This is a genomic window from Streptomyces sp. NPDC046716, assembly GCF_040645755.1.
Lineage (GTDB): Bacteria > Actinomycetota > Actinomycetes > Streptomycetales > Streptomycetaceae > Streptomyces.
Genome location: NZ_JBEYYU010000011.1, coordinates 1 through 26,920, shown reverse-complemented (window position 1 = coordinate 26,920; position 26,920 = coordinate 1). Strand labels below are relative to the sequence as shown.

General features: G+C 70.0%; 26 protein-coding genes and 1 pseudogene. 4 read left to right on the top strand and 23 right to left on the bottom strand.

The features are described 5' to 3' along the window. Nucleotides 1-7 precede the first annotated feature (7 nt). Together ABZ930_RS11035 and ABZ930_RS11030 are read left to right on the top strand one after the other, a co-directional pair. Nucleotides 8-844 (top strand): siderophore-interacting protein, encoded by an 837-nt coding sequence (locus ABZ930_RS11035; RefSeq protein ID WP_361545012.1) that lies wholly within the window; start codon nucleotides 8-10, stop codon nucleotides 842-844. Nucleotides 845-1,034: 190 nt separating this feature from the next. Then, complete coding sequence (locus ABZ930_RS11030) at nucleotides 1,035-2,003, top strand: pseudouridine synthase (protein WP_361545009.1); 969 nt, start codon at nucleotides 1,035-1,037, stop codon at nucleotides 2,001-2,003. On the opposite strand, the gene ABZ930_RS11025 is transcribed toward ABZ930_RS11030, so the two are convergent. The 17 genes from ABZ930_RS11025 to ABZ930_RS10945 all read right to left on the bottom strand — a co-directional run bounded on the left by ABZ930_RS11025 (nucleotide 1,997) and on the right by ABZ930_RS10945 (nucleotide 19,169). Next, a complete protein-coding gene (locus ABZ930_RS11025) occupies nucleotides 1,997-3,496 on the bottom strand; it encodes a cytochrome P450 (protein ID WP_361545006.1) in 1,500 nt (499 codons plus the stop codon). The genes ABZ930_RS11030 and ABZ930_RS11025 overlap by 7 nt on opposite strands. Nucleotides 3,497-3,550: 54 nt before the next feature. Then, the gene (locus ABZ930_RS11020; protein WP_361545341.1) at nucleotides 3,551-4,114 is read right to left on the bottom strand and encodes an ATP/GTP-binding protein; all 564 of its coding nucleotides are present in this window, start codon (nucleotides 4,112-4,114) and stop codon (nucleotides 3,551-3,553) included. Nucleotides 4,115-4,181: 67 nt separating this feature from the next. Continuing rightward, a complete protein-coding gene (locus tag ABZ930_RS11015; RefSeq protein WP_361545003.1) occupies nucleotides 4,182-4,583 on the bottom strand; it encodes a DUF742 domain-containing protein in 402 nt (133 codons plus the stop codon). Beyond that, nucleotides 4,580-4,987, bottom strand: a complete 408-nt coding sequence (locus ABZ930_RS11010; protein WP_111665789.1) for a roadblock/LC7 domain-containing protein — start codon at nucleotides 4,985-4,987, stop codon at nucleotides 4,580-4,582. Before ABZ930_RS11010 ends, ABZ930_RS11015 begins: the two co-directional genes overlap by 4 nt. After that, the gene (locus tag ABZ930_RS11005) at nucleotides 4,984-6,612 is read right to left on the bottom strand and encodes an ATP-binding protein (RefSeq protein WP_361545000.1); all 1,629 of its coding nucleotides are present in this window, start codon (nucleotides 6,610-6,612) and stop codon (nucleotides 4,984-4,986) included. Before ABZ930_RS11005 ends, ABZ930_RS11010 begins: the two co-directional genes overlap by 4 nt. A 353-nt stretch (nucleotides 6,613-6,965) precedes the next feature. Then, nucleotides 6,966-9,773 (bottom strand): DEAD/DEAH box helicase, encoded by a 2,808-nt coding sequence (locus ABZ930_RS11000; RefSeq protein WP_361544997.1) that lies wholly within the window; start codon nucleotides 9,771-9,773, stop codon nucleotides 6,966-6,968. Between the two features lie 43 nt (nucleotides 9,774-9,816). After that, complete coding sequence (locus tag ABZ930_RS10995; RefSeq protein ID WP_361544994.1) at nucleotides 9,817-10,707, bottom strand: diacylglycerol kinase; 891 nt, start codon at nucleotides 10,705-10,707, stop codon at nucleotides 9,817-9,819. A 42-nt stretch (nucleotides 10,708-10,749) separates the two neighbouring features. Beyond that, nucleotides 10,750-11,709 carry a twin-arginine translocase subunit TatC gene (tatC, locus tag ABZ930_RS10990; protein WP_361544991.1) on the bottom strand — a complete coding sequence of 320 codons (960 nt, stop codon included), beginning with the start codon at nucleotides 11,707-11,709 and terminating at the stop codon, nucleotides 10,750-10,752. A 61-nt stretch (nucleotides 11,710-11,770) separates the two neighbouring features. Next, nucleotides 11,771-12,061: a Sec-independent protein translocase subunit TatA gene (gene tatA, locus ABZ930_RS10985; RefSeq protein ID WP_361544988.1), complete on the bottom strand. Its 291-nt coding sequence runs from the start codon at nucleotides 12,059-12,061 to the stop codon at nucleotides 11,771-11,773. A gap of 259 nt (nucleotides 12,062-12,320) precedes the next feature. Then, the gene (locus tag ABZ930_RS10980; protein ID WP_361544985.1) at nucleotides 12,321-12,518 is read right to left on the bottom strand and encodes a hypothetical protein; all 198 of its coding nucleotides are present in this window, start codon (nucleotides 12,516-12,518) and stop codon (nucleotides 12,321-12,323) included. A gap of 9 nt (nucleotides 12,519-12,527) precedes the next feature. After that, complete coding sequence (locus ABZ930_RS10975) at nucleotides 12,528-12,797, bottom strand: hypothetical protein (RefSeq protein WP_361545338.1); 270 nt, start codon at nucleotides 12,795-12,797, stop codon at nucleotides 12,528-12,530. Between the two features lie 67 nt (nucleotides 12,798-12,864). Beyond that, nucleotides 12,865-13,821, bottom strand: coding sequence for a WYL domain-containing protein (locus tag ABZ930_RS10970; RefSeq protein ID WP_111665795.1), 957 nt, complete (start codon nucleotides 13,819-13,821; stop codon nucleotides 12,865-12,867). 17 nt (nucleotides 13,822-13,838) lie between these two features. Beyond that, on the bottom strand, nucleotides 13,839-14,792 hold the full coding sequence (locus ABZ930_RS10965; RefSeq protein ID WP_361544982.1) for a WYL domain-containing protein: 954 nt from the start codon (nucleotides 14,790-14,792) through the stop codon (nucleotides 13,839-13,841). A 162-nt stretch (nucleotides 14,793-14,954) separates the two neighbouring features. Further along, nucleotides 14,955-15,329: an FKBP-type peptidyl-prolyl cis-trans isomerase gene (locus tag ABZ930_RS10960; protein ID WP_361544979.1), complete on the bottom strand. Its 375-nt coding sequence runs from the start codon at nucleotides 15,327-15,329 to the stop codon at nucleotides 14,955-14,957. A gap of 61 nt (nucleotides 15,330-15,390) precedes the next feature. Then, complete coding sequence (locus ABZ930_RS10955) at nucleotides 15,391-16,401, bottom strand: FKBP-type peptidyl-prolyl cis-trans isomerase (protein WP_361544976.1); 1,011 nt, start codon at nucleotides 16,399-16,401, stop codon at nucleotides 15,391-15,393. A gap of 137 nt (nucleotides 16,402-16,538) precedes the next feature. Beyond that, a complete protein-coding gene (gene pafA / locus ABZ930_RS10950) occupies nucleotides 16,539-17,900 on the bottom strand; it encodes a Pup--protein ligase (protein WP_026246688.1) in 1,362 nt (453 codons plus the stop codon). Between the two features lie 9 nt (nucleotides 17,901-17,909). Beyond that, a complete protein-coding gene (locus tag ABZ930_RS10945) occupies nucleotides 17,910-19,169 on the bottom strand; it encodes an MFS transporter (protein ID WP_361544972.1) in 1,260 nt (419 codons plus the stop codon). A 159-nt stretch (nucleotides 19,170-19,328) separates the two neighbouring features. Between ABZ930_RS10945 and ABZ930_RS10940 the strand changes: the two genes are divergently transcribed. Beyond that, nucleotides 19,329-20,360, top strand: coding sequence for a LacI family DNA-binding transcriptional regulator (locus tag ABZ930_RS10940; RefSeq protein WP_361545335.1), 1,032 nt, complete (start codon nucleotides 19,329-19,331; stop codon nucleotides 20,358-20,360). Between the two features lie 58 nt (nucleotides 20,361-20,418). Here ABZ930_RS10940 and prcA read toward each other — a convergent pair whose 3' ends face one another. From prcA to arc, 6 genes and pseudogenes are all read right to left on the bottom strand, one after another. Then, nucleotides 20,419-21,183 (bottom strand): proteasome subunit alpha, encoded by a 765-nt coding sequence (gene prcA / locus ABZ930_RS10935; RefSeq protein WP_361544969.1) that lies wholly within the window; start codon nucleotides 21,181-21,183, stop codon nucleotides 20,419-20,421. 58 nt (nucleotides 21,184-21,241) lie between these two features. Beyond that, on the bottom strand, nucleotides 21,242-22,087 hold the full coding sequence (prcB, locus tag ABZ930_RS10930) for a proteasome subunit beta (protein ID WP_361544966.1): 846 nt from the start codon (nucleotides 22,085-22,087) through the stop codon (nucleotides 21,242-21,244). Next, a pseudogene (locus ABZ930_RS10925) lies at nucleotides 22,039-22,218 on the bottom strand (endonuclease domain-containing protein); the annotation flags it as partial. The gene prcB and the pseudogene ABZ930_RS10925, both read right to left, overlap by 49 nt. Before the next feature lie 78 nt (nucleotides 22,219-22,296). After that, nucleotides 22,297-22,515 (bottom strand): ubiquitin-like protein Pup, encoded by a 219-nt coding sequence (locus ABZ930_RS10920; protein ID WP_361544963.1) that lies wholly within the window; start codon nucleotides 22,513-22,515, stop codon nucleotides 22,297-22,299. A gap of 140 nt (nucleotides 22,516-22,655) precedes the next feature. Then, entirely contained in the window at nucleotides 22,656-24,167 is a 1,512-nt protein-coding gene (dop, locus tag ABZ930_RS10915; protein ID WP_351445848.1) for a depupylase/deamidase Dop, read from the bottom strand. Between the two features lie 267 nt (nucleotides 24,168-24,434). Then, a complete protein-coding gene (gene arc, locus ABZ930_RS10910) occupies nucleotides 24,435-26,201 on the bottom strand; it encodes a proteasome ATPase (RefSeq protein WP_351445846.1) in 1,767 nt (588 codons plus the stop codon). 275 nt (nucleotides 26,202-26,476) lie between these two features. On the opposite strand from arc, the gene ABZ930_RS10905 reads away from it, so the two are divergent. Continuing rightward, nucleotides 26,477-26,791, top strand: coding sequence for a ferredoxin (locus ABZ930_RS10905; RefSeq protein WP_361544958.1), 315 nt, complete (start codon nucleotides 26,477-26,479; stop codon nucleotides 26,789-26,791). Nucleotides 26,792-26,920 lie beyond the last annotated feature (129 nt).

Genomic DNA, 26,920 nt, shown 5'->3' with positions numbered 1-26,920 from the left:
ACCGCACATGGCCGAGCGTCCCGCAGCGCGCAAGCCCCGCAAGGCCCGCTCCGCACAGGTCGTCCGCACGGAGCGCCTCACGCCGCACATGCAGCGGGTGGTGCTCGGCGGGGACGGCCTCGCGGACTTCCCCGCCGAGCTGGAGTACACCGACCACTACATGAAGCTGCTGTTCGCGCCGCCCGGCGTCGCGTACGAGGAGCCCTTCGACGTGGAGCGGATCCGGGAGGAACTGCCGCGCGAGCAGTGGCCCGTGACCCGTACGTACACGGTGCGCGCCTGGGACGCGGCCGCGCGCGAGCTGACCGTCGACTTCGTGGTCCACGGCGACGAGGGCCTGGCCGGCCCCTGGGCGGCGGCGGTCGAGCCCGGCGCGACGATCCACTTCATGGGCCCGGGCGGCGCCTACCGCCCGGACCTCGCCGCCGACTGGCACCTGCTCGCCGGTGACGAGAGCGCGCTGCCCGCGATCGCCGCCGCGCTCGAAGCGCTGCCGGAGGGGACGCGGGCGCACGCCTTCATCGAGATCGAGGGCCCCGAGGAGGAGCAGAAGATCGACACTCCCGTCGAGGTCACCTGGCTCCACCGGGCGGGCCGTCCGGTCGGGCAGGCGCTGATCGCGGCGGTCACCGGACTCGACTTCCCCGAAGGCCGGCTGCACGCGTTCGTCCACGGCGAGGCCGGTTTCGTGAAGGAGCTGCGCCGCTACCTGCGCGTCGAGCGCCAGATCCCGCGCGAGGACCTGTCGATCTCCGGATACTGGCGCCTCGGCCACAACGAGGACGGCTGGCAGGCATCGAAGCGCGACTGGAACGCCCAGGTGGAGGCCGAGCAGGAGGCTTAGGCCCGATCAAGCCTCTCGACGCCCTTCAATCCCTTCCGGCTCGTTCAAGCCCCTCCGGCGATTGAGGAGCGGGGTCCGGGGCAGAGCCCCGGGCCTCAGCCTCGTCGCCGAGTGCGCCACCGTCGTGGCTGGTCGCGCAGTTCCCCGCGCCCCTGACGGGGCACAACAACCGCCCGCGTACCCTGACCCGGTGACCCGTCGAAGGCCCCGCTCAGCCCCCGCCCCGCTCCCCCAGCGCGACGGAATCGACCCGGTACGGGTACGCCTTCCCGTGGAGGGCGCCGACACCTGGCCCACCCTCCGCGACCACCTCGTGGGACGCCTCAGCGCCGCCGACGGAACCATCGACGCGATGATCTCCGAGGGCCGCATCGTGCGGGCCGACGGCAGCGCGGTCACCGCCGCCTCGGCCTACGAGCCGGGCGGCAGCGTCTGGTTCCACCGCGACCTGGCCCCCGAGACGCCCGTACCGTTCGCCATCGGCATCGTGTATCGCGACGACCACATCGTCGTCGCCGACAAACCGCACTTCCTGGCCACGACCCCGCGCGGCAGCCACATCGCCCAGACTGCGCTGGCGCGCCTGCGCCGCGAGCTGGGCATCCCCACGCTGGGCCCCGCGCACCGGCTCGACCGGCTGACGGCGGGGCTCGTGCTGTTCGTCGTGCGGCCCCAGGATCGGGGGAAGTACCAGACGCTGTTCCGCGACCGGCTCGTGGCCAAGGAGTACGAGGCGGTGGCGGCCCACGATCCCGCGGTGCCGCTGCCCGCGACCCTGCGCAGCCGGATCGAGAAGGAGCCCGGCGTGCTCGCCGCCCAGGAGATCCCGGACGGCGAGCCCAACGCGGAGACCGAGGTGCGGCTGGACGGCCGCGCGGGGCCGCTCGGGCTGTACCGGCTGACGCCGCACACCGGGCGCACCCACCAGCTGCGGGTGCACATGAACAGCCTGGGCCTGCCGATCCTCGGCGACCCCCTGTACCCGGACGTCGCCGGTCCGGTCGCGCCCGGCGACTTCCGGCGACCGCTGCAACTCCTCGCCCGCGCACTGGAGTTCCGTGACCCGGTGACCGGGCACGAGCACCGGTTCGTCAGCGCCCGCACCCTGCGCGCCTGGACGTCGTACGCGTCCTGGGCCACCGAACCGGCCGATCAGTAGCCGCGCCACCAGCGCAGGAACCGCTGCCAGGCACCGACCGGCGGCTCCGGATCGGCCTGCGGCGCCGGGGCGGCAGGCGCAGCGGGCTCCTCCACGGGCGCGACCGGCGGCGGAGGAACGGGTGCTGACGAGACCTGCCAGTCGGGCTTGCGCGGCGGGGTGATGCTGGGCTTGCCGCTGACGTCCTGCTGCGCCCGCGGCGTGAACGTCACCGGGAGCGTCACCAGGTGCCGCGACAGGATCGACGAGCGCCACCTCAGCTCGCTCTCGTCGACGGAGAGTTCGGTGTCGGGCAGCCGCATCAGGAACGCGTCGACGCCGATCTCGGCGATGGCACGGCCGATGTCCTGGCCGGGGCACTCGTGCGGCCCGCCGCCGAACGCGAGGTGCGAGCGGTTGCCCATCATGTGGGCGGTCGGGTCGGGGCGGACGACCGGGCACACATTGCCCGGCTGGATCCCCATGATCAGCCCGTCGCCCGCGCGGATGTGCTGCCCGCCCAGCTCCGTGTCGACCTTGGCGAAGTACCCGATCATGGCGCTGAACGGCGGCTCGTCCCACAGCGACTGCTCGACCGCCTCGGGGACGGTCATCTGCCCGCCGTTGAGCTGGGCGCGGAAGCGCGGGTCGGTGAGCACGACGCGCAGCACGTTCGCGATGAGGTTGGCCGTGGCCTCGTACCCGGCGATGAGGACCAGCCGGAGGTGGTGGGCGACCTCCTCGTCGGTGAGTCCGGCCGGGTCGCTGATCAGCCCGCTGGTGAAGTCGCCGTCGACCGGCCGGGCCCGGCGCCGCGCCACGAGGTCGAACAGGACGCCCATGATGAACTCGTTGCTGGCGATCGCCGTCTCGGTGCCCTTGAGGAAGTCGCGGGCGTTCTGCACGATCCGCTCGCTGTAGGCCTCGGGGGCGCCGATGACGTCGAGCATCACCATCATCGGCAGGTGCTCGGCGAACTCGCTGACGATGTCGCAGGTGCCGCGCTCGGAGAACCGGTTGATGATCTCCTGGGTGCCCTTGTTGATGGACCGGCGCAGGCTGCGGTGCTCGATCGTCGACATGGCGGCGGTGACCGCGCCGCGCAGCCGGGCGTGCTCGGCGCCCTCGACGAAGGACGCCATGGGCTGCCAGCTGACGACCGGGGCGAGCGGATGCGTGGGCTTGAACGTGCCGTTCTTCATCTGCGTCCAGATGCGGGCGTCCCGGGTGTACTGGGACGTGCTGCGCACCATGTGCAGGTTCTCGGTGTGGCCGAGCACCGCCCACATGCGGACGTCCTCATGGATCAACACGGGTGCGACCGGGCCGTGTTCGGCGCGCAGCTTCTCGTAGAGGGCCGGGATGTCGGCGTCGGCCTCGGGCCCGTAGAGCCGGCGCAGCCCGTCCGGGCCGAGGGCGTGCGCGGGGCAGCCGGGCGGCGGGGCCTGGCCGAAGCCGTCGACATCGTCGTACCCGGCCGGTGACTGGGAGGGGTTGGGGGGAGGAGGCGTCACGGAAATCGCTCCGGTCGATTGGTGGACTGGTCTGTCGGACGCGGGAGTTCGGGGTCAGGCGCGGTGCAGGGCCATCTCGTGCAGATAGCCCATCAGGGTCAGCAGCACATCGCGGCTGGAGGCCCGGCGGCGGGCGTCGCACTCGATGATCGGGACCTGCGGGTCCAGGTCGAGGGCGCTGCGCAGCTCCTCGGCGGGGTAGCGCGGGCCGTCCGGGAAGGCGTTGTTGGCGATGACGAAGGGGACGCCGCGCTCCTCGAGCCGCCCGATCACGTCGAAGCTGACCTCCAGGCGGCGGGTGTCGATCAGGACGACGGCGCCGAGCGCACCTTCGAACAGTCCGTTCCACAGGAACCAGAAGCGCTCCTGGCCCGGGGTCCCGAACAGGTAGAGCACGAGTTCGTCGGTGATCCTGATCCGGCCGAAGTCCATGGCCACGGTGGTGGCCGTCTTGGTGTCGGAGCCGTAGTCGTCGTCGACGCCGATGCCCGCCTGCGTCATGGTCTCTTCGGTGGTGAGCGGGCGGATCTCGCTGACCGATCCGACCATCGTGGTCTTGCCCACCCCGAACCCGCCGACGATCACGATCTTGACGGCCGAGGTGACCGTCTCGGGCATCCGGTCCTCGGCCCGCGGTCCGGGGATGTGCACGCCGCCGCGGGCGGCCTCGGTGGCGGCCGTGCTCTCAGAGCTTCTGTAGTCCATGCATCACCGCTTCGAGGAGGGAGCGGTCCGCGACGGCGCCCCGGATGACCGGGGCGCGGGCCTGGACCTGTTCGGCCGCGAGGAGTTCACCGAGCAGCACGGTGACCACGCTGAACGGCAGGTTGAGGTAGGCCGAGATCTCGGCCGTGGACAGGGGCGTCCGGCACATCCGCAGGACGGCGGCCTGTTCGGGGGGCGCCGACGGCTTCGGTTCGGAGCGGGCCACGATCAGGGTGACCAGGTCGAGCGGCGCGCGCTCGCCGCCGTCGGTGCCGCCGGTGATGACGTAGAGGCGCTCGAGGTCCTTGGGGTCCTGGGGACTCGGGGGGCTCTGCGAGCGCCGCTCACGCCGCGGCGGTTCGGGTTGGAGTGGACGGGTCATACGGTCTGCCCGTTGCGTCGCGGCGGGCTGGTCAGGTGCGCGCCGATCCTGATGACCAGGTCGCGCATCTGATGGCTGATCATGCCGGCGTCGACGAACTGGTTGGCGAGGACGGCGAGATAGGCGCCCTTGCCGGCGGCCATCAGATAGAAGAAGCCGCCGTCGACCTCGATGATGACCATGTTCATCTTGCCGCTGGAGCTGGGGATCTCCGTGGCGACCGCGGAGGCGAGGGACTGAAGTCCCGCACAGGCGGCGGCGATCCGGTCGGCGGCGTCGGGGTCGCCGCCGTAGCGGGCGATGCGCAGTCCGTCGGCGGACAGCACGACCACCTGCTGCACGTTCGCCACACTGTCGGCGAGCTCCTTGAGCATCCAGTCGAAGTTGGCGCGTTGCTGGATCACTGACGGTCTCCCTCGTCGACCTGCTGGTTGTACGCGTCGTCGTGCGGCTTCTCCGCGGCCTCACCGGGCCCCGCGGCGTCATCCGGTTTCAGCCCGTTCATGAACGCCTCGACCCACAGGCCGGGTTCGGGCTGGTCCGGCTTGTCGTGCTCCGGCTCCACGGACGGGGTGGGGACGGGCGCGGTCCCGTATCCCTGCGCCTCGGGCGGCGGCATGGAGAGATCGGGGTTGCGCGGCGTCACGATGATCTGGTTCTCGATGATCTTCGTATCGACCTTCCTGCGGCGCTGCGGGAGCCCGTTGGCCCGCCATTCGGTGACCACCGGGACGTCGTCCTCCAGCGCGAGGAGCGGGGCGGAGGGACGCGGGCCCGTGGTGGGGCGGCGGGTCTTCTTCAGCCGCGGCTCTTCCTTGATCGGAACGCCGTTGTGGTCGACGCGCGGCACGGCGGTGGCGCCGATGCCGTGGGCGAGACCGGGCGCGGGCTCGCTGCTCATCATGTCGCGCGGGACGACGAGCACGGCGCGTACGCCGCCGTACGCGGACTGGCGCAGCGAGATCTGCATGTCGTACATGGAGCACAGCCGGCCGACGATCGACAGGCCGAGGCGCGGGTTCTCGCCGAGGTCGTTGAGGTCGACGCCGGCCTGGGCGCGGTCCAGCATCCGCTCGACCCTGGCCCGCTGCTCCTCGCCGAGGCTGACGCCGCCGTCCTCGATCTCGATGGCGACGCCGGTCTGCACCTCGACCGCGGTGACGTGCACGCGGGTCTGCGGCGGCGAGTAGCGGGTGGCGTTGTCGAGCAGCTCCGCGACGGCGTGGATCAGCGGTTCGACGGAGATGCCCTTGATGGCGATGTCGCAGATGGCGTGCAGGTCGATGCGCGGGTACTCCAGGATGCGCGACATGGCGCCGCGCAGCACGCTGTAGAGCTTGACCGGCTTGGGCCACTGACGGCCGGGGCGGGCACCGCCGAGGACGGTGACGGAGTCGGCGAGGCGGCCGATCAGGGCCGTGCCGTGGTCGATGCGCAGCAGGTCGTCGAAGACCTCGGGGTTGCGGCCGTGGTCCTCCTCCATCTCGCGGAGTTCCTGGGCCTGCTTGTGCACGATGGCCTGGACGCGGCGGGCGATGGAGACGAACGCGCGCTGGGCCGCGTCGTTCGCGGCGGCCTCGCGGTCGATCTCCTTGAGGCAGGCCCTGATCAGCTCGCGCTCGCCGCGGGTGACGTCACGGAAGGCGGGCTCGGAGTCGCAGGTGATGCGCACCGCGTCCACGGGGTTGTCGCCGGCGCGCAGCCGGTACAGGGCGTGCGGCAGGACCTCCTTGGCGACCCGCATCGTGCGGTGCTCCTGGTCGGCGATCCGGTTCTCCAACTCGGCCACGTGGTGGGCGTATTGGGTGCGCTGCTCCCTCAGGACGCGGCCGCGGCGCACGGCCTCCGCCGCGACGGCCACCACCAGGAGCGTGCCGAGGGCGCCGCACAGGGCGACGGCGAGCCGCGCGGGCTCCGTGACCAGGGCGACGGCCGCGCCGGTGGCGACGGCCATGACCATCGCGGGCAGCAACAGCACGCGTGTGTAGGGGACTTCTCGGCCACCGGGAGGCGATTGAACACTCACCATGTATGCCCTCTGAACGGTCGTGTCGGGGAAGTTTGCGACGGTTCGTTGTGTTTCTCGGTTTGCCGTTCCCTGGATCAATGCGAACCATCGGCGCACACGGGAACAAGCGGCCGAATCCATCTCAACCCGGCGCGCTGCGGGCGAGCTTAGTCGCGCCGGATCATCGTCGGGTCATATTCCGCAAGGGCCTGAAATCAGCTCGCCGAGAGGAATACACTCGCCCATTTACACGCTGAGCTTCCGTTCGCACACATGGAGTGAAGGCGTCCGCCCGTCCGAATCACCCGGTGCCGCGCACGGAAGAGGGCGCCGTCCCTCAGGACGGCGCCCTCTTCACTCACCCGCTGCGGTACTCACCCCACGGACGAGTACGCCACCACTCCGCGCAGCACCGCGTCCACGGCCTTGCGGGCGTTGCGCGGCACGGTGGAGTCCCCCGTGGGCGCGGCCGCGGCGATCTGCCCCAGCACATCGATCACCTGCTTGCACCAGCGCACGAAGTCCCCGGCCGGCATCTCCGCCTCCCGCAGCACTTCGTCGAGCCCCTTCCCCGAGGCCCACTGGTACACGGCCCAGGCGAACCCGAGATCGGGCTCCCGCTGTCCGACGCCCTCCGCCTGGTTGATCCGGAAGTCCTCCTCCAGCGCGTCGAGCCGCCCCCAGATCCGCACCATCTCGCCGAGCGCGGCCTTCGCCTTGCCGGAGGGCACCTTGGGCGCGAGGGCGTCGTCCGAGGCCCGCGCCTCGAACACCAACGCGGAGACGCACGCGGCGAGTTCGGCCGGGTCCAGGTCCTCCCAGACCCGGTCCCGCAGACACTCGCTGGCGAGCAGATCGAGTTCCCCGTACAGCCGGGCGAGCCGCTTGCCGTGCTCGGTGACCTCGTCGCCGCGCAGATAGTCCATCTCGGTGAGCAGCTTCACGATGCGGTCGAAGGTTCGCGCGATCGTGTTCGTCCGCCCCTCGATGCGCCGCTCCAGCTGCACGGTGTCCCGGCTCAGCCGGTGATAGCGCTCGGCCCAGCGCGCGTGGTCCTCCCGCTCGTCGCAGCCGTGGCAGGGGTGGGCGCGCAGCTCGGAGCGGAGCCGGGCGATCTCCCGGTCGTCGGCGGCGGGCGCGCGGCCCTTGCGGTGCCGGTCGGGCACGATGTGCCCGGCCTTGGTCCGCAGCGCCGAGGCGAGATCCCGCCGCGACTGCGGGGAGCGCGGATTGAACGACTTCGGGATCCGCATCCGCTCCAGCGCCTCGACGGGCACCGGGAAGTCGATCGACGCGAGCCGCTTGACCTGCCGCTCGGCGGTCAGCACCAGGGGGCGCGGGCCGTCGTGGTGCTCGAACCCGCGGTGCCCGTTGGACCGGCCGGCCGGGAGCCCCGGGTCGAGCACGAGCGCGAGGCCCGCGAACTTCCCCGTCGGCACGTGGATCACGTCGCCGGGCTTGAGCTTCTCCAGCGCCGCGGCGGCCTGCGCCCGGCGCTGCGCGACGCCCTGCTTGGCCAGCTCGGTCTCCCGGTCCTTGAGCTCGCGCCGCAGCCGCGCGTACTCGTCGAAGTCGCCCAGGTGACAGGTCATCGAGGCCTTGTAGCCCTCGAGTCCCTCCTCGTTCTTCTGCACCTGCCGGGAGATCCCGACGACCGACTTGTCGGCCTGGAACTGCGCGAACGAGGTCTCGAGCAGCTCGCGCGAGCGGTGCCGCCCGAACTGCTCGACCAGATTGACCGCCATGTTGTACGACGGCTTGAAGCTGGAGCGCAGCGGATAGGTACGCGTACCGGCGAGGCCCGCCAGATGCTCGGGGCTGAAGCCGCGCTGCCACAGCACCACGGCGTGTCCCTCGACGTCGATGCCGCGGCGCCCGGCCCGTCCGGTCAGCTGGGTGTACTCGCCCGGGGTGATGTCGGCGTGCTGCTCGCCGTTCCACTTCACGAGCTTTTCCAGGACCACGGAGCGGGCCGGCATGTTGATGCCGAGGGCCAGGGTCTCCGTGGCGAAGACCGCCTTGACCAGCCCGCGCACGAACAGCTCCTCGACGACCTCCTTGAAGGTCGGCAGCATGCCGGCGTGGTGGGCGGCGATCCCCCGCTCGAGCCCTTCGAGCCATTCGTAGTAGCCCAGGACGTGCAGGTCCTCGTCCGGGATGGAGGCGGTGCGCTCCTCGACGATCTCCCGGACTCTGGCCCGTGCCTCGTCGTCGTTCAGCCGCAGGCCCGCGTACAGGCACTGCTGCACGGCGGCCTCGCAGGCCGCGCGGCTGAAGATGAAGGTGATCGCGGGCAGCAGTCCTTCCGAGTCGAGCCGCTCGATGACCTCCGGCCGTCCCGGCGTCCAGATCCGGGAGCGCTGTCTGCGCTCCCGCTCGCGGTCGGCCTCCCGCATGTTCCGCCCGCGCTTGCGGTCCTGGTACGAGGGGCGGCTGGCCTCCATCCGCGCCATGCGCGTGAGGTCGGGATTGACGGCCTTCTTGGCTCCCTCGCCCTCCTCGAAGAGGTCGTACATCCGGCGTCCGGCGAGCACGTGCTGGAACAGCGGCACGGGCCGGTGCTCGGAGACGATCACCTCGGTGTCACCGCGCACGGTGTCGAGCCAGTCGCCGAACTCCTCCGCGTTCGACACCGTCGCCGACAGGGAGACCAGGGTGACCGACTCCTGGAGGTGGATGATCACCTCTTCCCATACGGCGCCCCGGAAGCGGTCGGAGAGGTAGTGCACCTCGTCCATGACCACATAGCCGAGATTGATCAGCGCCTGCGAGCCCGCGTACAGCATGTTCCGCAGCACTTCGGTGGTCATGACGACCACCGGAGCGTCGCTGTTCACGCTGTTGTCGCCGGTCAGCAGGCCGACCTTGTCGGCGCCGTAGCGCTTCGCGAGGTCCTGGTACTTCTGGTTCGACAGCGCCTTGATGGGTGTCGTGTAGAAGCACTTCTTGCCCTGCTGGAGGGCGAGGTGCACGGCGAACTCGCCGACGATCGTCTTGCCCGAGCCGGTGGGTGCGGCCACCAGGACGCCCTTGCCCGCCTCCAGCGCCTGACACGCCTCGATCTGGAAGGGGTCGAGACCGAAGTCGTACATCTCGCGGAAGGAAGCTAGTGCGGTGGCCTGCTCGACGGCCCGCTTACGGGCTGCCGCATACCGCTCGGCCGGTGAGAGGTCCTCTGTCATCGTGCTTTCGAGCCTACCGGCCCCCACTGACAACGGACGATCATTATCCGGTAAGGACCCGCACGGCTCCGGGGACGCACTCGGCGACCAGGGGCAGCCCTCCGACCGGTTCCCCGTCTGCATACGCGGTGATCCCTTCCGCGACCAGCTCGACCCGCGCCGCCCGGTACACGCTGACCACGGGGTGGGTGAGATGGGTGCCCTTGTAGACGCGCGGAAAGACCCGCAACAGTGTCGTACGGGAGCATTCCCCGACCACCGTCACGTCGAACAGTCCGTCGTCCATCACGGCGTCGGCGCAGATCCGCATGCCGCCGCCGTACGAGGTCCCGTTGCCGACGGCGACGAGGGTGGCGGCGACCTCCCGTACCTCACCGTCGCCCAGGGTCAGCCGGAACGGCACCGCCTTGAAGGTGGCCAGCTCGGCCACGATCGCCAGGTCGTACTTGAAGCGGCCGAGCGGCAGCCGCATCCGGTTGCCGCGGTCGTTGACCCGGGAGTCGAAGCCGGAGGCGAGCACGGTGCCGAACCAGTGGTCGCCGATCCGGCCGAGGTCGATCTCCCGTATCCGCTCCCCCTTGAGCGCCTCCGCGACCAGCGCGCCCGCCACCGCAGGCTCGCGGATCGGCAGCCCGAGCGAGCGCGCGAAGTCGTTGCCGGTGCCGACCGCGACGACGCCGAGCGGCGTCCGGGTCCCGGCCACCGCCTGGAGCGCGAGATTCACCAGACCGTCCCCGCCGACGGCGACCAGCGCCCCGGTCCCCTCCCGCACGGCGGCACGCGCGCGTGCGAGGGCATCGGGCGCGTCCTCACCGATGACGCTCCGTACGGAGAACCCGGCGGCCCGCAACGCGGAAGCGGCCGGCTGCGCAGCGCCTGCGCCCCGGCCGCGTCCCGCGGTGGGATTGACGAAGAGGGTGATCTCACTGCTCACGGCCGGACCTTAACAACCGTCCCGTCGCGAACAGGAGTTACCTCAGGTCACATCGTCGTAACCGTTGACCCGGTCCGTCGTCGTCTGCTCGGGCAGCGGGGTCCGGCTCGCGCTCACGCTCTCGACGTCTCCGGCGCTCTCGGGCGTCAGATCGAGGTCGGAGGCCTCGTCGTCGTCGAGGTCCGCGTCGGGGTTGTTGCGCCGCTTGCGCCGGTCGTTGAGGAGCGAGAAGCCCGTCGCGGCGAAGTACAGCACCCAGATCGGGGCGGCCAGCGCCAGCATCGACACCGGGTCCGTGCTCGGCGTGGCGACCGCGGCGAAGACCGTGATGCCCATGATCATTCCCCGCCACCAGCCGAGCATCCGCTTGCCGGTGATGGCCCCGATGAGGTTGAGGAACACCAGCAGCAGCGGCAGCTCGAAGGACAGGCCGAACACGATCACCATGCGCAGCACGAGGTCGAGCAGATCGTCCAGGGGCAGCAGGTTGGAAGCGTTCTCCGGCGTGAAGTCGATCAGGACCTTCGCGGTGGTGGGCAGGATCGCGTACGCGAAATATGCGCCGACGAGGAAGAGCGGCACGCCGGTGCCCACGAACCCGTAGGCGTACTTCTTCTCGTGCTTGTGGAGTCCGGGCGCGATGAAGCCCCACAGCTGGTAGAGCCAGACCGGCGAGGCGAACACGATGCCGGCCATCAGCGACACCTTCAGGGCGAGCGTGAAGGGGGTCAGCAGACCGTTGATCGTGATGTCCGCGCAGGGCTCTTTCTTGGCATCGGCCAGGTTCGACAGGTGCGAGAACGACTCGTTGCATCCGACCGAATCGAGGATCGGCCTGGTGATCAGGTCGATGATGTCCTTGTAGAAGAACGCAGCGACGATCGTGATGGCAACGATGGCGAGCAGCGCCTTCGCCAGCCGATTGCGAAGCTCACGCAGGTGATCCGCGAGCGGCATCCGCCCCTCGGGGTCCTTCTCCTGCTGGCGGGCAGTCTTGAGCAACCCACGTCCTCATCTCGTGCGGCAGGCCGCCGAGACGGGGCGGCCTGGGGTCAGCTCTTGATCAGCTCTTCGTCGTGTTGGTCGGCTCGGTCACCGGACGCGAGCTGGTGACGTCGCCGGGCGCGGCCTGGATGGTGCGCGTGGGCTGGCCCGGCTCGTCCTGGGCGGGCGGGTCGGACGGAGCGGCGGCGTTGTTGTTGCCCTCGCTCTTCATCGCCTTGGCCTCGCTCTTGAGGATGCGGGCGGACTTGCCCAGCGAGCGCGCCATGTCCGGAAGCTTCTTCGCGCCGAACAGCAGGATGATGACGACGAGGATCAGGATGATCTCAGGTGCGCCGAGCTTTCCGAACATATCCGTTTACCTTCTCACTGAGGCGGCAGGGGCGGGACTGCCGGGTATCGGTCGGACTTAGGACTGGTGTCCGACCGTCGTTCTGGCAGCGATCGTATCCCGTGGGGGTAAACAGGGGGCAATCCCTCTGCGTACTCCCCGTTGCGGCCCGCGCCTCACTCCTGGGTCGCGTTATGGAGCGTACCCGGCCAACCTGGCCGCCCGACAGGCCACAGAGGTAAAGCGGTTTCCATGGGGACCACCGCGACGTCCCCGGACGTCAGACCGCGTCGCCGCCCGCCCGTGCCGCGCTGACCGCGGCCTGTTCCAGTTCCTCGGCGGCCCGGTTGATCTGCCGTGTGGTGTCGGCGACTTGACTTCCGAGGCGCTCCGCCTCGATGAACACCTTCACCGCGAAGAAGGCGAGGACAGCAAGTCCCACGAACCCCACGGCCACCGACACCATCGCCCAGAACATGCGCCGAGCCTAGACGGTCTGGTGGAGGCGGAGCGTGCGCACCCCGCCGCCCGTGAGGAGTTCGACGATCCGCTCACCGGCGGGCTTGCGCACCGCGACCCCGCACTCGGGGCAGGTGAAGGAGTAGAAGGTGGTGCGGCGGCTGCCGCCGATCGCCAACCGGATGGCGGACGCGTCGAGTTCGAAACTGGCGCGGCAGTCCGGGCAGGCGGCGCGGAAGACGACGGCGGCCGGGCCGTCGACCACGGCGGACATCCGGGTGATTCCGGCCACATCCATCGTCCCGGTCATTTCCCCCACCTCTTGCCTTCCATCCGTTCGAGCCGTACGGGCCGTTCGGGCCCGCTCACGCCGCCCCGTCGTACGCGGCCAGCGCCTCCCGGGCCGCGTCCCGCGCACTGTCCGCGAGTTCGGCGGGGGCCACGATGTGCCCGTCGCGGCCGAGCCGCAGCGCGAGCCGGCGCAGCGACGAGGGGTCCGGCGTACGCAGCGTGATCCGCAGACCACCGTCCGCCAACTCCTCGGCGCTGTCGTGCGGGTAGTACTCGGCGACCCAGCGGCCGCCGGGCCCGACCTCGACGACGACCTCGGGGTCCTCGGCGGCCGGCTGCACCAGCCCCTCGGACAGGTCGCGCAGTTCGATCTCCGGTGGCGCCGACGCCTCGTCCAGGATCCTGATCTCCGCGACCCGGTCGAGCCGGAAGGTGCGCCGCGCCTCCGAGCGGCGGCACCACGCCTCTACGTAGGTGTGGCCGACGGAGACGAGCCGGATCGGGTCGATCTCCCGCTCGGTGACCTCGTCGCGCGCGGGCGAGTAGTAGCGGATCCACAGTCGGCGCCGCTCGGAGATCGCCCGGTCGACGTCGGCGAAGACGCCGCCCTCGGACTCGAAGGTGACGCTGAGCCGGGCGCTGGCACCGGCCACCTCGCCGGCCGCCGCCTCCAGCTTGGCGGTCGCCCGCAGCAGGGCGAGCCGGTCGCCCTCGCGCAGGCCGGGCAGCGTGGCCACCGCGCGGGCGGCCACCAGCAGGGCGGTCGCCTCGTCCGCGGAGATCCGCAGGGCCGCGGCGACGTCGTCCGGGTTGTGCCACCAGATGCGGTCGCCGTCGGTGTCGATGTCGAGGAGGTCACCGCCGCGGAAGCTGGTCCCGCACAGCGGCAGCACGTCCAGGTCGGAGATCAGCTCGTCCTGGGTGATGCCGAAGGCCCGGGCCACGTCCTCCACGCGGGCGCCGGGGCGCTCGCGCAGATACGTCACCAGGGACAGCATCCGCCGGGTCTGGTCGATGGCGTTGGCAGCCATGATCGTCCGTACTCCCCTCAGCCCTTGGCCACGGCGCGCAGCCGGTCGACGACGTCGGCCCGCAGCTCGGCCGGTTCGAGCACCACGACATCGGGCCCGAACTCCACGAGCCAGGCGTCGAGCCCGTGCCCGTACGGAATCTCCAGCTCGTCCCAGCCGTCGGCAAGCGCGCGGACGGAGACGGCCTTGGCGCGCAGCGGATAGCCGGATCCCGCGCGCAGCCTGATCAGCGCGGAGCGGTCGGCGGTCTCGCCCGCCCAGCCCGCGACGGTCTCGCGGACGGTGACGACGTCCGGCACCGGCGCCTTGAACTGTCCGGCGCGCGAGCGCACCTTGCCGGTGATCCGCGACAGCCGGAAGACCCGCTCGGCCTGCCGGTCGCGGTCCCAGCCCGCGAGGTACCAGTGGCCGCGCCAGCACTCGAGCGCCCACGGCTCGACGTGCCGCTGCTCGGGCCGGGCGGCGTTCGCCTTGCGGTAGTCGAAGACGACGGGGCGCCGGTCGCGGCAGGCCAGCATCAGCGGCTCGAAGGAGGCCTCGTGCACGGGGATGCGGGGCTCCAGCGCGCCGTGGCTCTCGTACGGGTCCACGTCCTCGGGCATCCCGGCGGCGCGCAGCTTCTGCAGGGCGCCGCTGGCGGCACCGGCGAGGCGGGCCTGCTGCCACACCTTGGCGGCGAGACCGAGGGCGGCGGCCTCCTCGGCGTCGAGGGTGACGGGCGGCAGGTGGTTGCTGTCGCGGCGGGCCAGATAGCCGACCTCGCCGTCCAGGTTCTCCACGGTCTCGATGACCAGGCCGAGCTCGCGGAGGTCGTCCTTGTCGCGCTCGAACATCCGGTTGAAAGAGTCGTCGTTGTTCGCTTCAAGGTAGGCCTCGATGGAGCCGCGCAGCTCGCGCTTGCTGAGCGGGCGGCGCGTCCCGAGCAGGCACAGCGCCAGATTCATCAGCCGCTCGGCCTTGGCAATCGCCATCGACGCCCTTTCCCCTGGTGATTTCCCCGTGGTCCCCGTAAAGCTCCCGACGGACGACCGTACCGCCCCGGGGTGTCGTGGCAAAAGCCAGGGGCAGAGCAAGAGCCCGTGCCATCAGGCACGGGCTCTTCGATGACCGCTTGTGGTCGTCCGGTGACCGACTCAGACGGAGACGAGGTCGCAGACGAAGATCAGCGTCTCTCCGGGGGCGATCCGGCCGCCGCCGGCGCCACGGTCGCCGTAGGCGAGGTGCGCCGGGATCGTCAGCTCGCGACGACCGCCGACCTTCATGCCCTGCACGCCCTTGTCCCAGCCGGCGATGACCTGGCCGGCACCGAGCTGGAACTGCAGCGGGGTGCCGCGGTTCCAGGAGGCGTCGAACTCCTCGCCGGTGGAGAAGGCCACGCCCACGTAGTGGACGGAGACGGTGTCGCCCGCCTTCGCCTCGGTGCCCTCGCCCTCCCAGAGGTCCTTGATCTGGAGGTCCGCCGGCGGCTCGCCTACGGGGAAGTCGACCTCGGGCTTGTCGATGCTCACGTGAATTGCTCCTGCTTGTTGGCTGTTGGGCAACCGGGACAGTCTGCCATCAGGGGACGGGTCAGTGCGCCGAGAGGATGTCGACCACGAAGACCAGCGTCGAGTTGGCCGGCAGCGTCTTGCCCTGGTCCTTGGCTCCGTAGGCCTGGTCGGCGGGGATCACCAGGAGCACCCGGTCACCGACGTGCTTGCCGACGATGCCCGTGTCCCAGCCCTTGATGACCGCGCTCTGGCCGATCGGCGTCGTGAACGGCTGGCCGCCGCGGTTCCAGGAGGAGTCGAAGAGGGTGGCCTTCGCCTTGCCCTCGTTCAGCTTCCACGCCGCTCCGCTGTACTGCATGCTCACGGTCTGGCCGCTCTTGATCTCGGCGCCCTTGCCCTTGATCAGGACCTGGTCGACCAGCTTCTTCGGCGGGTCGTTCTTCGGCACGGAGATCGTGGCCGGTGCTTCCTCGTCGGCCTTGATCTGCGGCAGGTTCGACGGGATGGCGGCCTGGGTGCCCTCGACCTTCTTGGGCTCGACCTTCTTCACGTCCACGGCGAAGACCAGCGTGTCCTTGGCGGTGACCCCGAACTGCGGGTTGCCCTGGCTGCCGAAGCCCGCGGCCGGCGGGGCCACGACGAGGACGCGGCTGCCCTCCTTCTGGCCCACGACGGCGTCGGCGAACGCCGGGAACTGGCCCGCGCCGCCCGCGGTGACGAGCTGGTCGCCGCCGCCCTTCGCGCCGTAGGTGGAGCCGAGGTCCTTGGCACCCTTCCAGATCTTGCCGGTGTAGTTGAACGACACCAGGTCGTTCTTCTTCACCGTGGCGCCGCTGCCCTCGGAGACCGTGTGCACGACGAACTTGTCGCTCGGGTCGGTCTTGGGCATCGTGATCGTCGCGGTCTTGCCGTACGCGCCCGAGACCTTCGGCATCGGGTTCGCGGCGTCGACCGGCTTGGGCACGCCGGAGGCCTGCGAGGAGGAGTCCGCCTTGTCCGCGGCGTCCTTCTTGCCGTCGTCGCCGCCACAGGCGGTCGCGGTCAGCGCCAGTGCCGGCACGATCAGTAGAGCTGCAAGTCGGGGTCGCACAGGGATCCTCAGGTCGCTCGGGTACAGTCCGGCCACTCTAGGCCCTCGCCCACCTTTTCAAAGGGCGCGGAAGGGCCCCGTACGAATGATTCGTACGGGGCCCCCGACCGGATCGGCCGCGTGTGCGAGCGGGTGACCTACATCCCCGCGATGAGCTTCTCCACCCGGTCGTCCACGCTGCGGAACGGGTCCTTGCACAGCACCGTGCGCTGCGCCTGGTCGTTCAGCTTCAGGTGCACCCAGTCCACCGTGAAGTCACGGCGCTGCTCCTGGGCCCGGCGGATGAAGTCGCCGCGCAGCCGCGCGCGCGTGGTCTGCGGCGGGACGGACTTGCCCTCGAAGATCTTCAGGTCGTTGCAGATCCTCGTGGCCTGGCCCTTCTTCTCCAGGAGGTAGTAGAGCCCACGACGGCGGTGGATGTCGTGGTAGGCGAGGTCGATCTGCGCGACCCTCGGGTGCGACATGGTCATGTTGTGCTTGGCCCGGTACCGCTCGATGAGCTTGTACTTCATGACCCAGTCGATCTCGGTGCCGATGCGGTCGAGGTCCTCCGCCTCGATCGCGTCGAGCGTGCGGCCCCACAGCTCCAGGACCTGGTCGACGGTGCCGGTGCGGATGCCCCGGCGCTCCACGAAGTCGACGGCCTTCTCGTAGTACTCGCGCTGGACCTCCAGGGCGGAGGCCTCGCGGCCGCTGGCCAGGCGGACCTTGCGGCGGCCCGTGATGTCGTGGCTGACCTCGCGGATGGCCCGGATCGGGTTCTCCAGGGTCAGGTCGCGCATCACCGTGCCCGCCTCGATCATGCGCAGCACGAGGTCGGTGGCGCCGACCTTGAGGAGCATGGTCGTCTCGGACATGTTCGAGTCGCCGACGATGACGTGCAGCCTGCGGTAGCGCTCGGCGTCCGCGTGCGGCTCGTCCCGGGTGTTGATGATCGGCCGGGAGCGGGTCGTCGCGGAGCTGACGCCCTCCCAGATGTGCTCGGCGCGCTGGCTCACGCAGTACACGGCGCCGCGCGGAGTCTGCAGCACCTTGCCCGCGCCGCACAGCAGCTGACGGGTGACCAGGAACGGAATGAGAATGTCCGCGAGTCGGGAGAACTCCCCGTGCCGCGCCACCAGGTAATTCTCGTGGCAGCCGTAGGAGTTGCCGGCCGAGTCGGTGTTGTTCTTGAACAGGTATACGTCGCCTGCGATGCCCTCCTCGTGCAGACGGCGCTCTGCGTCGACGAGCAAGCCTTCGAGAATGCGCTCGCCTGCTTTGTCGTGGGTGACCAGCTCGGTCACGTTGTCACATTCGGGAGTTGCGTATTCCGGATGCGATCCCACGTCCAGGTAGAGGCGGGCGCCGTTCCGCAGAAAGACATTGCTGCTGCGGCCCCATGACACGACACGGCGGAAGAGGTACCGCGCCACCTCGTCAGGCGACAGGCGGCGCTGTCCCCTGAACGTACATGTGACGCCGTACTCGTTCTCCAGCCCGAAAATGCGGCGGTCCATGACTGAACATTACGCCCGATCCCCCGAGCTGAAACGGGGTTCGACGGCACGGTTTGGATCATTTTCCGACGAGCCCGCGACACGCCCGGACGTGTGCGGTGCCGCGAGGACCCTGCCCGTGGCCAGCAGAACGAGCAGTGCCACGGCTCCCGTCGCCGCCGGCACGGCGAAGCCCCACCGGGTGCCGCCCCACTCGACGACCGGCCCCGCGACGGCCGTTCCCACGCTCGCGCCCACCGTGAACGTCGTCACGAGCCAGGAGAACGCCTCCGTCACCGTCCCCCGCGGGGCGTGCCGGTCCACGACGATGAACGCGCACGCGATCGACGGCGCGAGGAAGACGCCCGCCACCGCGCTCAGCGCCACCATCGCCACCGGCCCCGGCATGAGCACCAAGGGCGCGTAGAAGAGAGCGAGCAGGGCCACCAGCCACCGCAGCCGCGCCTCGGGGGCGCCGCTCCACTGCCGGGCGCCGTAGACCGTGCCGCCGACGAGCGCGCCGAGTCCGAGCGCCGCCATCATCCAGCCGTACGTGGCGTCCCCGCCGTTGCCGTCCGCGTAGCTCACGCCGGCCACGGTGATCGACCCGAGCGCGAGCCCGATGAACAGGAACGCGCCGAGCAGCACCAGCAGGCCCGGCGAGCGCAGCGCCCCGAGCCAGTGCGCCTCGCGCGGCGCCGAACGCCAGGCGCGGGACGGCTTGGACACGACCACCGACAGGGCGCCGAGCACTCCGATGACGTTCAGGACGATCAGGGCCGCCTGTGCCGACCACAGCGACACGCACACCGTCACCAGCAACGGGCCGACGGTGAACATGACTTCCTGGGCGATCGCGTCCATCGCGTACGCCGTGTGCACCTGCTCCTCGCGGGGCAGCACGGTCGGCCACAGCGCCCGCAGACCGCCCTCCAGGGGCGGGGTGAAGAGACCGGCCGCGGCGACGGCCGTGTACGCGAGCGGCAGCGAACCGGTCCCGGCGAACGCGAACACGGTCATGGCGAGACCGGACAGCACCGCCGCCGGCAGCTGCACCGTGGGCTGGCCGCGCAGGTCCACGAGGCGGCCGAGCACCGGCTGCCCGATCGCGTTCGCCACCCCGTACACCGCGGCGAGGGCGCCCGCCAGGCTGTACGTGCCGCCCTCGTCCCGGATGAACAGCACGATGGCGATCGCCGCCGTGGCATTGGGCAGCCTGCCCACCAGCGTCCCCGTGAGCAGCCGCATCGCGTGCCGCGCCCCGAGGATCTCCGCATAACCCGCGGCCATCGCCCCACCCTGTCCTTGCCGGGATCTCTGAAGTGTTACGTATAACGTCGCGCCGTTATACGTACCACGTACGCTGCGGCCAGGGCCACCCGCTAACGTCGACGACCCCGGGACCACGGCACGACACGCACGGAGGCAGCAGTGACCAGCGGCACCGACATGACCGCGGCCGGAGCGGGCGGCACCCGCCCCACCAGCCGCGACGTGGCGCGGGCGGCCGGCGTCTCGCAGGCCGCCGTCTCCCTCGTCATGGGCGACAAGTGGCGCGGCCGGGTCGCGGAGGCCACCGCCGAGCGCGTCCGCGCCGCCGCGGACCGGCTCGGCTACCGGCCCAACCTCGCGGCCCGCAACCTCCGCCTCGGCCGCACCCGTACCGCGCTTCTCGTCGTCCCCGCGCTCACCAACGAGTTCTTCGCGGGCGTCTACACCGGCGCCGCCCGCGTCGCGGCCCGGCACGACTTCGGCGTGGTCCTCTACCCCTCCCCCGACGGCATCGGTCCGGCCCGCGACCCCTTCCCCAGCGCCCGCGCCGCCCTCGACGGCATCCTCGCCTCCTCGATGGCCGCCGGCGCCGTCACCGCGCTGCGCGGCGACGACCTCCCGCTCGTCATGCTGGACAGCGATCCGGCCGGCGCCCCCGGCGCGACCACCGTCAACCTCGACCTCGCCGACGGCATGCGCCGGATCACCGACCATCTGCTCGGCCACGGCCACCGGCACTTCCTGCACCTGGCCTCGGCCGTCGACTCCTGGACCTTCGACGTCCGCGCCGACGAACTGGCCGCCCGCACCGCACGGGTGCCCGGCACCACCGTCCGCACGGTCCGCTCCGACCTCACGGTCGAGGCCGCCGTCACGGCGATGGACCACGCCCTGCGCGGTACGGGACCCGTCCGGCCCACCGCCGTGGTCTGCGACGACGACAAACTCGCCGCCGGCGCCTACAAGGCCGCCCGCCGCGCGGGGCTGCGCATCCCCGACGACCTGTCCGTGACCGGCTTCGACGATCTGTCCCTGGCGACGGCGATCGAACCCGAACTCACCACCGTGCGGCTGCCCGCGGAGGCGTTCGGCGAGCGGGGGATGGCGGCGCTCCTCGCCGTGCTCGACGGCCGTACGCCCGAGACCGCCCCGCTCCCCGTCGAGCTGATCGTGCGCGGCTCGACCGGGCCCGCGCCGGGCGGCGCCTGACACACGTGTGCCCCGGCCGGTTCGCCGAACCGGCCGGGGCACACCTGCTCATCTCGCTCTAGTCGTCGGACGAGCTCTCGTCCGAGACGGCTTCCGACTCCGCCTTCGTGGTGGCGGCGGCCCCCTCGGCCGCGAGCAGCCGGGACAGCTGGCCCCCCGCGATCCGCTTGAACTTCCGCTGCTGCGGCCGCGTACGGTCCAGGACCGCCACCTCGAGGCGCTCCGCGGGGATCTCCCGCTCGCTCCCGTTGGTGTCGCGCGACAGCGCCTGGACGGCCAGCTTCAGCGCCTCGGACAGCGTCATGCCGTCCTGGTGCCGCTGGTCGAGGAAGGTGCTGATCTGCTCCGCGTTGCCCCCGACCGCGACCGAGCCGTGCTCGTCGACGATCGAGCCGTCGTGCGGGAGCCGGTAGATCTGGTCGCCCTCGGGGGTCTCCCCCACCTCGGCGACGACCAGCTCCACCTCGTACGGCTTCTCGCCGGCGCTGGAGAAGATGGTGCCCAGCGTCTGCGCGTACACGTTCGCCAGGCCACGTGCGGTCACGTCGTCCCGGTCGTACGTGTAGCCGCGCAGGTCCGCGTAGCGCACACCACCGATCCGCAGGTTCTCGTACTCGTTGTACTTGCCGGCGGCCGCGAAGCCGATCCGGTCATAGATCTCGCTGAACTTGTGCAGCGCGCGGGACGGGTTCTCGCCGACGAACACGATGCCGTCGGCGTACTGCAGCACGACCAGGCTGCGACCGCGGGCGATGCCCTTGCGCGCGTACTCCGCGCGGTCGGCCATCGCCTGCTGGGGTGAGACATAGAACGGCGTCGACACCGGCTATCCGTCCCTTTCTGTCAGTGACTCAGTGAGTAGGCAGCAAGGAGAGGGCGGCTCACAGCAGGGCGGCGCGGGGACCGTCCGGCTGCTCGAGGCGCCGCTCCAGGATCGACCGGGCGATCTCCGACGACTCGTCGTCGGTGAGCCGGCGGAAACCGTCGTCCGTGATCACCGTGACGATCGGGAAGATCCGCCGCGCCATGTCGGGGCCGCCCGTCGCCGAGTCGTCGTCCGCCGCGTCGTACAGCGCCTGCACGACCAGCGTCGTCGCCTGCTCCTCCGTCAGATCGCCGCGGTAGAGCTTCTTCATCGCTCCCCGGGCGAACACCGAACCGGAACCGGTCGCGGCGAACCCGTGCTCCTCACTCCGGCCGCCGGTGACGTCGTACGAGAAGATGCGGCCCTTCCCGCGGTCCACGTCGTACCCGGCGAACAGCGGCACGACGGCGAGCCCCTGCATGGCCATCCCCAGGTTCGACCGGATCATCGTCGACAGCCTGTTGGCCTTGCCCTCCAGTGACAGCTGGGCGCCCTCGACCTTCTCGAAGTGCTCCAGCTCCAGCTGGAAGAGCTTGACCATCTCGACGGCGAGACCGGCGGTGCCGGCGATGCCCACGGCCGAGTACTCGTCCGCCGGGAAGACCTTCTCGATGTCGCGCTGCGCGATGACGTTCCCCATCGTGGCCCGCCGGTCACCGGCGAGCACCACGCCGCCGGGGAAGGTGACGGAGACGATGGTGGTGCCGTGCGGGGCCTCGATGACGCCCTGCGTCGGCGGCAACTGCCGGTTCCCCGGCAGCATTTCGGGCTGATGCTCGGACAGGAAGTCCATGAAGGACGACGACCCAGGCGTCAGGAAGGCTGCTGGTAGACGCCCGGTGCTACGAGGGTTGGCTTCCACACGTTTCCTTCCAAGTAAGCGGCGAGCCTCCGTGCAGCGTCGGGATCGTCTCCCAACTTGCCGATGGCCGAATTGCAGTTGAAGCACATTACGCCACGGACCCTACCCGTCTTGGGGCAGTGATCCACATGGTCTTGACGCGGGCGCAGGACGCACCAGAATCCTGCCGCCCGTCACAGCCACCAGAAGACGTCGTCCACATCCGTGGACTACTGTCCACCCTTCTGAACGAAGGAACGCACGAAGTCCTCGGCGTTCTCCTCGAGGACGTCGTCGATCTCGTCCAGAACCGAGTCGACGTCGTCGCTCAGCTTCTCCTGGCGCTCCTTGAGGTCCTCGGAGCCCTGCGCTTCGGTCGTCTGCTCCTCGACCTCCTCGGTGGAACGCGTCGCCTTCTGCTGCCCGCCGCCGGTGTCCTTGGTCGCCATCTCAGCTCACCCCGCTCGGTTCGAGATACAGGTCGTTCGTGATCAGAACCCTACTTGTCGGCTCTGACATCGGCCCCGCACTTCGTCCAATGCGGGGCCCACCTCTGTGATTCCCCTTCACCCGGGATTTCAGCCGCGGATCAGCCGCCGGACAGGACCCGGACCAGATCCTCGGCCGTCCGGCACCGGTCAAGGAGCTCCTTCACGTGATTACGCGTCCCGCGAAGGGGTTCGAGGGTTGGGACGCGCTGGAGCGAGTCCCGGCCGGGCAGGTCGAAGATGACCGAGTCCCAGGAGGCCGCGGCGACGTCGTCCGCGTACTGCTCCAGGCAGCGGCCGCGGAAGTACGCCCGGGTGTCCTCCGGCGGCTGCGTACGGGCCCGCTCGACCTCCGCCTCGTCCAGGAGCCGCTTCATCTTGCCCCGGGCCGCCAAACGGTTGTACAGGCCCTTCTCGGCGCGCACGTCGGCGTACTGGAGGTCGAGGAGGTGCAGCTTGGCCGCGTCCCAGTCGAGGCCGTCCCGGCGCCGGTAGCCCTCCATCAGCTCACGCTTGGTGACCCAGTCCAGCTCGCCGGAGAGGCTCATCGGGTCGGTCTCCAGGCGGCCGAGGACGTCCTCCCAGCGGGACAGGACGTCCTTGGTCTGGTCGTCGGCGTCGGCGCCGAAGCGCTCCTCGACGTATTTCCTGGCCAGCTCGTAGTACTCCATCTGGAGCTGGACCGCGGTGAGGGTGCGGCCGCTGCGCAGGGTGATCAGGTGCTGGAGGGTGGGGTCGTGCGAGACCTGGTGGAGGGTGCGGACGGGCTGGTCGACCGCCAGGTCCACGGCGATGAACCCGTCCTCGATCATGGACAGGACCAGGGCCGTCGTGCCCAGCTTGAGGTAGGTCGAGATCTCGGAGAGGTTCGCGTCGCCGATGATCACGTGCAGCCGCCGGTACTTCTCGGCGTCGGAGTGGGGCTCGTCGCGCGTGTTGATGATGGGCCGCTTGAGCGTGGTCTCCAGGCCGACCTCGACCTCGAAGTAGTCGGAGCGCTGGCTGATCTGGAACCCGTGCTCGTGGCCGTCCTGACCGATGCCGACGCGGCCGGCGCCGGTGACCACCTGGCGGGAGACGAAGAAGGGCGTCAGATGGCGCACGATGTCCGAGAAGGGGGTCTCCCGCTTCATCAGGTAGTTCTCGTGCGTCCCGTAGGAGGCGCCCTTGTTGTCGGTGTTGTTCTTGTAGAGGTGGATGGGCTGCGCCCCGGGCAGCTGGGCGGCCCGCTCCGCGGCCTCGGCCATGATGCGCTCGCCGGCCTTGTCCCACAGGACGGCGTCCCGGGGATTGGTGATCTCCGGGGAGCTGTACTCGGGGTGCGCGTGGTCGACGTAGAGGCGCGCGCCGTTGGTGAGGATGACATTGGCCAGGCCGATGTCCTCGTCGGTGAGCTGGCTGGAGTCGGCGGCCTCCCGCGCGAGGTCGAAGCCTCGGGCGTCGCGCAGCGGGTTCTCCTCCTCGAAGTCCCAGCGGGCCCGGCGGGCCCGGTGCATCGCCGCGGCGTAGGCGTTGACGATCTGGGACGAGGTGAGCATGGCATTGGCGTTGGGGTGGCCGGGCACGGAGATGCCGTACTCGGTCTCGATGCCCATTACTCGCCGTACGGTCATGCGGCCCTCCTTGCCCGGCGGCGCCCTCGGTCGGGGGCGGCGCTCAAGTACCGCTGGTTCTCCGGTGCGTGTGCGGTGCCCGTCCCCGCACGGCGCGACTCGGCGGCAGAGAAGAGCCTAGAACGCCTTTGCGCTGGTGGGGAGATCATTTGCGTCATTGCTTTGCTCCGACGTCGGGCGGGCGGTCGCGTGGTGGTGCCCGATAGTTGCCTGGAAAAACAGTGGGCTGCGGGTACCCGGTCCGGGCACCCGCAGCCACCCTGCTTTTTACAGGTACTGACCGGTGTTCGCCACCGTGTCGATGGAGCGTCCGGTGTCCGCGCCCTGCTTTCCGGTGACGAGCGTGCGGATGTAAACGATCCGCTCGCCCTTCTTTCCGGAGATCCGGGCCCAGTCGTCGGGGTTGGTGGTATTGGGCAGGTCCTCGTTCTCCTTGAACTCGTCGATGCAAGCCTGGAGGAGGTGAGCGACCCTGAGGCCCTTCTGATTCTGGTCGAGGAATTGCTTGATGGCCATCTTCTTGGCGCGGCCCACGATGTTCTCGATCATCGCGCCGGAGTTGAAGTCCTTGAAGTACAGGACTTCCTTGTCACCGTTGGCGTACGTGACTTCCAGGAAGCGGTTCTCCTCGGATTCCGCGTACATGTGCTCCACGGCCGTCTGGATCATGGCGTGGACCGTGGCGGCCTTGTCGCTGCCGTGCTCGCCGAGGTCCTCGGTGTGCAGCGGAAGGCGGTCGGTGAGGTACTTGCCGAAGATGTCCTTGGCCGCCTCGGCGTCCGGACGCTCGATCTTGATCTTCACGTCGAGCCGGCCGGGGCGCAGGATGGCGGGGTCGATCATGTCCTCGCGGTTCGAGGCGCCGATCACCACGACGTTCTGCAGGCCCTCCACACCGTCGATCTCGGCGAGCAGCTGCGGGACGATGGTGTTCTCCACGTCCGAGCTGACACCGGAGCCACGGGTGCGGAAGAGGGACTCCATCTCGTCGAAGAAGACGATGACGGGGGTGCCCTCGCTGGCCTTCTCACGGGCGCGCTGGAAGACGAGCCGGATCTGCCGCTCGGTCTCACCGACGTACTTGTTGAGCAGCTCGGGACCCTTGATGTTCAGGAAGAAGCTCTTCCCCTGGCCCTGTCCGGTCACCTCGGCGACCTTCTTGGCGAGGGAGTTGGCGACCGCCTTGGCGATGAGGGTCTTGCCGCATCCGGGGGGCCCGTAGAGCAGGACGCCCTTGGGCGGCCGCAGCTCGTGCTCCCGGTAGAGGTCCGGGTAGAGGTACGGCAGCTCGACCGCGTCGCGGATCAGCTCGATCTGGTTGCCCAGGCCGCCGATCTGCTCGTAGCCGATGTCCGGGACCTCTTCGAGGACCAGCTCCTCCACTTCGCTCTTCGGCACGACCTCGTAGACGTAGCCGGACCGGGGTTCGAGAAGAAGGGCGTCGCCGGGGCGGATGGTGACGTCCAGCAGAGGCTCGGCGAGCCTCACCACCCGCTCCTCGTCGGTGTGCCCGGTGACGAGGGCGCGCTCGCCGTCCTCAAGGATCTCCTTGAGGGTGACGATGTCGCCCACGCTCTCGTACTCCATGGCCTCGACCACGTTGAGCGCTTCGTTGAGCATTACTTCCTGGCCGCGCCGAAGCTCTTCGAGCTCGACGCTCGGGCTCACGTTCACCCGGAGTTTACGGCCGCCGGTGAAGATGTCGGCGGTGCCGTCCTCATTCGCCGTGAGGAAGACTCCGAAACCGGCCGGCGGCTGTGCGAGCCGGTCGACTTCTTCCTTGAGGGCCACGATCTGGTCGCGGGCCTCGCGGAGTGTATTGGCGAGCCGTTCGTTCTGGGCGGACACGCCGGCCAGGTTGGTCTGCAACTCGACGATCCGCTCTTCGAGAATCCTCGTATGACGCGGAGAGTCGGCGAGCTTGCGCCGCAGGACGGCGATTTCCTGCTCGAGATAGGCAATCTGTCCGGCGGGGTCGTCGGACCCTCGTCCCGGGCGGATGCCGCGGTTGATGTCGTCGTCGTGGGCTGCCACGGTCCTCACCTCCTCCAAGGGGAGCTGGACGCTTCCAGACCCTACCTGGGCGGGTGTCGATTGAAACCCCTAGATCACAAAGACGGTCGAGGTGTGTCCGATCTTCACCCTTGCGCTCTCCCTCACGCCAGTGGAATACCCACCCAACAACATCGGAAAGCGGCCGGTTGTAGGGTCGAAGTGTTCAACACCCGTCAGGGCTGGCCCGACTTGCGTCTGTGAAGTCGGTTTCCGGACAGTGCGGCAGAGCGGGACCCAGGGAGTGGCAGGAGATCATGACCGTGCAGCAAGAGGCCGGATCCGGCACCGACACCAGTGAGGCGCTGGAGGTCTGGATCGACCAGGATCTGTGCACCGGCGACGGCATCTGTGCCCAGTACGCGCCCGAGGTCTTCGAGTTGGACATCGACGGGCTCGCGTATGTGAAGGACGCGGAGGACGAGCTGCTCCAGCAGCCGGGGGCCTCGACGCCGGTGCCGCTGCCGCTTCTCACGGACGTGGTGGCGTCCGCGAAGGAGTGCCCGGGTGACTGTATCCATGTACGTCGGGTTTCGGACAGCGTCGAGGTCTACGGGCCGGACGCGGAGTGACTGCCTGACCTCGCGCGCGAAGGGGCCCCGCACACCGGGTGTGCGGGCATCTGCGCTGGCGTGAGCTCAACCGGAGATCCGCCCCCATTGTTTCCCGCACAAGCGGCCATGCTGATCACACAAGCAACC